At 36.2% G+C, this 6,798-nt stretch carries 4 protein-coding genes and 1 pseudogene; 4 read left to right on the top strand and 1 reads right to left on the bottom strand.

From position 1 onward, the window contains the following. Positions 1-189 precede the first annotated feature (189 nt). Positions 190-1,125, top strand: a pseudogene (locus DM84_RS03950) (Rpn family recombination-promoting nuclease/putative transposase). A gap of 172 nt (positions 1,126-1,297) precedes the next feature. Here DM84_RS03950 and DM84_RS03945 read toward each other — a convergent pair. Next, on the bottom strand, positions 1,298-2,086 hold the full coding sequence (locus DM84_RS03945) for a hypothetical protein (protein WP_250778451.1): 789 nt from the start codon (positions 2,084-2,086) through the stop codon (positions 1,298-1,300). Between the two features lie 240 nt (positions 2,087-2,326). On the opposite strand from DM84_RS03945, the gene DM84_RS03940 reads away from it, so the two are divergent. From DM84_RS03940 to purH, 3 genes are all read left to right on the top strand, one after another. After that, on the top strand, positions 2,327-3,610 hold the full coding sequence (locus DM84_RS03940; protein WP_250778450.1) for an APC family permease: 1,284 nt from the start codon (positions 2,327-2,329) through the stop codon (positions 3,608-3,610). Between the two features lie 75 nt (positions 3,611-3,685). Then, complete coding sequence (locus DM84_RS03935) at positions 3,686-4,957, top strand: APC family permease (protein WP_250778449.1); 1,272 nt, start codon at positions 3,686-3,688, stop codon at positions 4,955-4,957. Between the two features lie 160 nt (positions 4,958-5,117). After that, positions 5,118-6,638: a bifunctional phosphoribosylaminoimidazolecarboxamide formyltransferase/IMP cyclohydrolase gene (gene purH / locus DM84_RS03930; protein ID WP_250778453.1), complete on the top strand. Its 1,521-nt coding sequence runs from the start codon at positions 5,118-5,120 to the stop codon at positions 6,636-6,638. The last annotated feature ends 160 nt before the right edge of the window (positions 6,639-6,798 follow it).

Here is a 6,798-nt window from a genome sequence, read left to right as displayed (position 1 = left end):
TCATAAGATAGATAGTGAATAACTAGCTACTCGGGGTTTCTTTCGCTTTTTTTCTTCATTTTATAAATTTTTTAATATAATTGCAATTTAAGATGAAGCTTGGGTTCGTAGGCCGATACATCCGAACAAAAAGATTGAATATTTGTAAGAAATAGTGCATAATTTTAATGCTTTTTAGGGTCTTTACTTATGGCTGTTTCAAAATTTCTTGATGCGCGCAATGGTTATGCCTTTAAAAGAATATTTGGTACTGAAAAGAATAAAGATATTCTTATTCATTTCTTAAATGATATTTTAGGCTTTACTGGCTTAGCTGCAATTCAGGACGTTGAATTTTTAGCTACCATTTTGGACCCTGAAATTGCCGCCAAAAAGCAGAGTATTGTCGATGTCCTTTGTAATGACTCTCAAGGCTCCAGATATATTATAGAAATGCAGTTTACTAAGACCAAAGGCTTCGAAAAGCGTGCTCAATATTATGCCGCTAAAGCTTATTCAAGTCAAGCAAATCAAGGTGATGATTATCATAACCTCAAGGAAATTATCTTCATAGCTGTTGCTGATTGTACTATTTTTCCAGATAAGGCTGAGTACAAATCAAATCATACTATTCGCGACGAGAATACTAATGAACATGATTTAAAGGATTTCTATTTCGTATTCATTGAACTACCAAAATTTACAAAGACGAAAGAAGATCAACTGGAAAGTATAGTAGAAAAATGGTGTTATTTTTTTCGATATGCAGCAGAAATAAGGGAAGAGGACCTAGATAAAATAGTTGGTAGTGATGTAATAATAAAACGAGCTTATGAAGAGGTAAATAAGTTTAATTGGTCAGAAGAAGAATTACTAGCATATGAACAAATGAAAAAACGCATAATGGATGAGATAGCTGCTTTTGCTTAAAAATTTGATGAAGGTGTTAAGGTTGGGGAAGAAAGAGGTAGACAAGAAGACATCCTCATCGGTCATCAAAAAGGCAGAGCAGAGGGTGAAAAACAGGCTAAAATTGCTGTGGCTAAAAACCTACTTAAAGCTGGCGTATCTGTTGATATTATAGCCCAAACTACTGGTCTTTCTAGAGCTGAAATTGCACAACTCAAAGAAGAAGTCATGAGTTAACCGCTTAGCTACCCAATATATTTTGAGGTAAGCTGCCCACGGGGCTTCTTTTGCCTCTTTTTTGCTTGGTAAATTTCTTAAATATTTATAGCTACCGTCATCCCGCTACGTGTTAGCGGGACCTATGATAACGGCGGCAAACGCAGGATTGTACAGCTTGTTTAGGACAAATCTAGCAATAATAACAATGATGCGTACAGTTTGTACTAACTCTGCAACCTTCTACCGCTGTTTTAGCCTTTTCAATGTTCTCTGATTCTTCCTGATGCTTCATATGAAAGGCTATGCCACCAGCAAGACATACAAGAAAATTAACACCAAGAATAGCCAGACCAAATTCTGGTAAAACTGGATTAACAGCGCAAAATATCAAAGCTGCCAGAGAAATAGCACTAACCGCAAGTTCTATATTTCTGAACATCTTGAGTCGATCATCCAGGTAATCTATTTTGTCTGATTTTCTAGCCTCTTTTTTGCTACTATAATAGAAATAGCACATAAGACCATGGAAAGCAGCACACACAACAGCAACTGCTATACCTAAAGCCAGTAACTTTCCATCTTCGCTCTTATCTTCTCTGCTTTGGTTAGTGGTATTACCATAGTTAATATTTGTTACATTAGTAGTGTGACCACCGAATAGAGAATTGAAACAACATTGTAACAGTAAAAAATCCCAAAGGTCTAAACCTCTATTGTGCACGTGTACATGTATGTCCTGAGCGCCTGTAGGTTGACCGATATTTCTCTCGTTGTATCCATTTCTTTCGCCTTCTCTATTCTGCCTGTTATTTGAGTTTGGGCGTATAAATTCTCCATATACCTTGTCAAAATTCTCCTCACTCCAATTTGTAGTGTTGCGTGTGTTGCAAAATTGTAAAAACTCTTGAATACCGCTGTTACCACCAGATTTTTTTATATAGGCTAATGCATACCTTTTTAAAACACTATCTGCTACCATAAACACCCCATTAAATTAATAAACACTTATTATAATAAAGTTACGTTTTTATGTCAATTTAGGCATAAACATACCCACAAATAACCAAAAACCTTCTTAACCTTGGATTCATAGCCTTCACTCAATGACTAACTTATTATGGCATACTTATAGAAAAATGCAAGCTTTTATAAAGATCGATTGAAATTTCTGAGCTTCGGTTATATTGTTAATCTATTCAGATAAAAATTAAAAGCCATTGTGTCAAATAAAATAGATTTTTTGGCTGTTCTTGCCTTAGTGATTAGTAGCCAAATTGGCTCTGGAATTTTTATGCTTCCAATCAGCCTTGCACCATACGGCGCTTATAGCCTCATAAGCTGGGTGATATCAGGATTCGGTGCTATATCTCTCGCTTTGGTTTTTGCCTTACTCTGTGCAAAATTTCCAGAAACGGGTGGTCCTCATATTTATGTAAAACATGCCTTTGGCTCTACAGCAGCTTTTTTTGTTGGTTGGACATATTGGATAAGCTCATGGGTTAGTTCAACGGCTGTAACGGTTGCAAGTATCGGCTATTTAGCTCCACTTTTTCAAAATGATATGCAAAATATACGCTTGCTTCTAGAGATAACATTAATTTTAGCCATTATGCTAATAAACCTAAGAGGGGTAACAACTGCTGGACATGTTGAGCTTCTATTAACTGTCGTTAAAATTATTGCACTGCTTGCAATACCCACAGCAGCTTTGTTTTTTTTTGATAGAAATAACTTTATCGTAAGCGAGGAAATTTCGAACCTCACAACATCACAGGCTCTTGCCCGCTCTACACTTCTCACTCTATGGTGTTTTATTGGACTTGAATCAGCAACAGCACCTGCAGGATCAGTTAATAATCCAGCTAGGACAATACCAAGAGCCATAGTGCTTGGTACAATCTGTGTTGCTGTTGTATATTTTATCAATAGTCTTGCAATTATGGGGCTAATCAATGGTAACGACTTAGCAAATTCAAGAGCACCATATGTTGATGCAGTGAAAACCATGTTTTCAGGTAATTGGCATTTGATTGTTTCTGTTGTTGCTTTTATTGTTTCTGTAAGTAATTTGAACGCTTGGTTCTTGGCTGATGGACAAGTTACCTTAGGCCTTGCAAAAGATAAGTTAATGCCACAATTTTTGGCTAAAAGAAATAAGCACGATGCTCCCTTTTGTGGAATAATACTTAGTACTTTGGGAGTGCTAGTCTTACTTGTTCTAACGTCAAACAAAAATTTTGCAGAGCAAGTAACTTCAATAATTGATGTTTCTGTAGTTTCATTTTTATTCATCTACTTAGCATGTAGTCTTGCTTTTCTCAAGGTTATTATACAAGAGAAAAATTACTGCAAATTCTTGATCGGAAGTGTGGCTGTGCTTTTTTGCTGCTGGATAATATATGAGACTCCTATAAGCACACTGCTCATGTCAAGCTTATTTCCTCTAAGCGGCACACTTATTTATCTACTTTGGTACCGCAAATCCACCTTCCTAAAAGTTTAACCTAAGAACATAATTTTTTATTTGTTAAAACTCTTGGGGTTAAGTTATACTGCTGCCTAAGAATTAAGAAGTATTGTGTCAAATAAAATAGGTTTTTTAACTGTTTTGGCTTTAGTAATCAGTAGTCAAATTGGCTCTGGGGTTTTTATGCTTCCAATTAGCCTTGCACCATATGGTGCTTATAGCCTCATAAGTTGGGTAATATCAGGAGCTGGTGCTGTGTTTCTTGCACTAGTGTTTGCTACGTTATGTGCAAAGTTTCCAGAAACCGGAGGCCCTCACGTCTATGCAAAACATGCCTTTGGTCCTACAGCAGCTTTTTTTGTTGGTTGGACATATTGGGTAATCTCCTGGGTTAGCACAACAGCTCTAATAGTTGTGGGTGTTGGTTATCTTACACCATTTTTCCATGAAGATATCCAAAGCATGCGTTTGCTTTTAGAGTTGCTACTATTTACAGTCATTACGTTAGTAAATTTAAGAGGAATAGCTACTGCTGGGCGCATTGAGTTTCTACTCACGGTTATAAAAATTTCTGTATTGCTTGCAATACCTGTAGCAGCGTTGTTTTTTTTCGATAGAAACAACTTCATTACAAGTGAAGAAATCTCAAGTCTTACAGCAGCGCAGATTCTTGCCCGCTCTACACTTTTGACTTTATGGTGTTTCGTTGGAGTTGAACTGGCAACAGCACCTGCAGGGTCAGTTGATAACCCGACCAAAACTATACCAAGAGCTGTGGTACTTGGCACAATCTGTGTTGCTGTTATATATTTTATCAATAATTTTGCGATTATGGGGTTAATAAATGGGAATGATTTAGCAAGTTCAAAGGCGCCATACGTTGATGCAATAAAAATTATGTTTTCTGGTAATTGGCATTTGATTATTTCTGTAATTGCATCCATTTTTTGTGTTGGTAGTTTAAATGCTTGGGTATTATCTAGTGGACAAGTTGCTTTTGGTCTTGCTGAAGATAAACTTATGCCGCAATTCTTTGCCAAAAGGAACAAACATGGTTCTCCTTTTTGGGGAATAATAACCAGCTCAGTTGGAACTGCAGTTTTACTAATTCTCACTTCAAGCAACAATTTTGCTCAGCAAATCACATTGATCATCGACTTTTCTGTAGTTTCATTTTTATTTGTCTACCTTACATGCAGCCTTGCTTTTCTAAAGGTTGTTGTAAAGGAGAGAAATTATTATAAGCTTTTAATTGGTAGTATAGCAACAACCTTTTGCTGCTGGGTGATACTTGAAACTCCTATAAACACCTTGCTAATTGCAAGCTTATTCACCGCAAGTGGCATACCTCTTTATTTATTTTGGTATCGCAGGGCTTTTTGAGAGCATCCCTTGAGATCTAGGATTTGGTATAATCTCTACTTGCTATCAAAGTTTCCATATGGTTGGACAAAACTACAAATAAAAAAATTTTAAAAACGCATGATATTACAACTATAGTCAAACTTCCTTTTCTTATGTATAATCTTAAAAAACTTTCTATATAAAAGTGAAGAGAGCTTTAATATCGGTTTATGATAAAACAAATATAATTGACCTTGCATCGTTTTTAACAAAGCAACAAATAGAGATTCTCTCAACAGGGAATACATATAAAATCCTATTCGATGCAGGAATAAAAACGCAAGAAGTCTCAGATTACACACAATTTCCAGAGATACTAAGCGGTAGGGTAAAAACTTTACACCCTAAAATTCATGGAGGAATACTATGTGATCGAGAAAAGCACAAAAAAGAAATGCAAGATCTAGGAATCGAGCCCATAGACCTGCTTATAATTAATCTATATCCATTTTGGGAAACAGTAAGCAGGGGCTCAAATGAAGAGCAAATTATAGAACAAATTGATATCGGTGGAGTAGCGCTAATTAGGGCTGCAGCAAAAAATTTTCATTTTACTTCAGTTATTTCTAGCACTCAAGACTATGAAACACTGAAAGCTGAGATGATCAAAAATAACAATAAAACAACATTGGAATACAGAAAACATCTAGCAACTAAAGCATTTGCTCTTACTGCATGCTACGATTCTAATATTTATAGTTGGTTTCTATCCCAGAGTAAAAGCAATGAGTTACCAGAGTTTTTTGCCCTATACGGACGTAAAGCACAAGAACTCAGGTATGGCGAAAATCCCCATCAAAAAGCTGCTTTTTACAGTAATCAATTCACCAAGTATCCGCTGGAAAAACTACATGGAAAAGAGTTGAGTTATAATAATATAGTGGATATAGAATCTGCGCTTAGCATAGTTTCTGAGTTTCAGGAACCTGCAGCAGTGATAATCAAGCATAATAACCCATGTGGAGCTGCCATTGGTGATAGCGCTCTGGAAGCATACGAAAAAGCTCTATCGTGTGATGAGATAAGCAGTTTTGGTGGCATAGTTGCTTTAAATCGGGAGATAGATTTAAGGTTAGCGGAAAAATTAAGCGAGATGTTTTTGGAAGTAGTGATAGCACCATCAATAAACGATGAAGCACTAAAAATTTTACAGAGAAAGAAAAATTTAAGAGTAATTATTCATAGCTCTCTTCAGCAAAATGCAAAGTGTCAAATCAAAAATGTTACCGGTGGATTTTTAGTACAAGAAAATGATAACCATACAGTAAAAGCAGAAGAAATAACCCAAGTAACAAAGTGCGCTGCAACAGAAAAAGAAAAAGAAGATCTTATTTTTGCTTGGAAAATATGTAAGCATGTGAAATCCAACGCAATAGTTATAGCAAAAGACGGTTGTGCCATCGGTATTGGTGCAGGACAAACAAGCAGAATAGATAGTGTGAACATTGCAGTTAAAAAGGCGGGTGAAAGGTGCAAAAGTGCTGTACTTGCCTCAGATGCATTTTTCCCATTTCTAGATAGCATAGTAGAAAGTGCAAAACATGGAATTACAGCCATAATTCAGCCTGGCGGCTCGCTGAAGGACCAAGATGTAATAGCAGCCGCAAATGAAAATAAAATTGCTATGTTTTTCACCGGCATTCGCAGCTTTTTTCATTAGGCTTTATGTTTTTTGCAAATGTGTGTAATTATGCGCATTTAACATTGCTTTGATCATAATTGCAAACAAAAACCGTTTACAATCAGCGCTCAATATGATAAATTGAAACCAGTTTATTCCTCGGTAGCTCAGTGGTAGAGCAGTTGGCTGTTAACCAATT

Origin of the sequence: Wolbachia pipientis (assembly GCF_023661085.1) — a bacterium.
In the GTDB taxonomy this organism is placed as follows: Bacteria; Pseudomonadota; Alphaproteobacteria; order Rickettsiales; family Anaplasmataceae; genus Wolbachia.
Note: the sequence above shows the minus strand (reverse complement) of the source record. Positions and strands in the feature narration are given on the sequence as shown.

What these genes read in the sequence shown, in the direction of transcription:
- DM84_RS03945 (WP_250778451.1), bottom strand. Translation starts at nt 2,086, where the DNA reads ATGGTAGCAGATAGTGTTTTAAAAAGGTATGCATTAGCCTATATAAAA.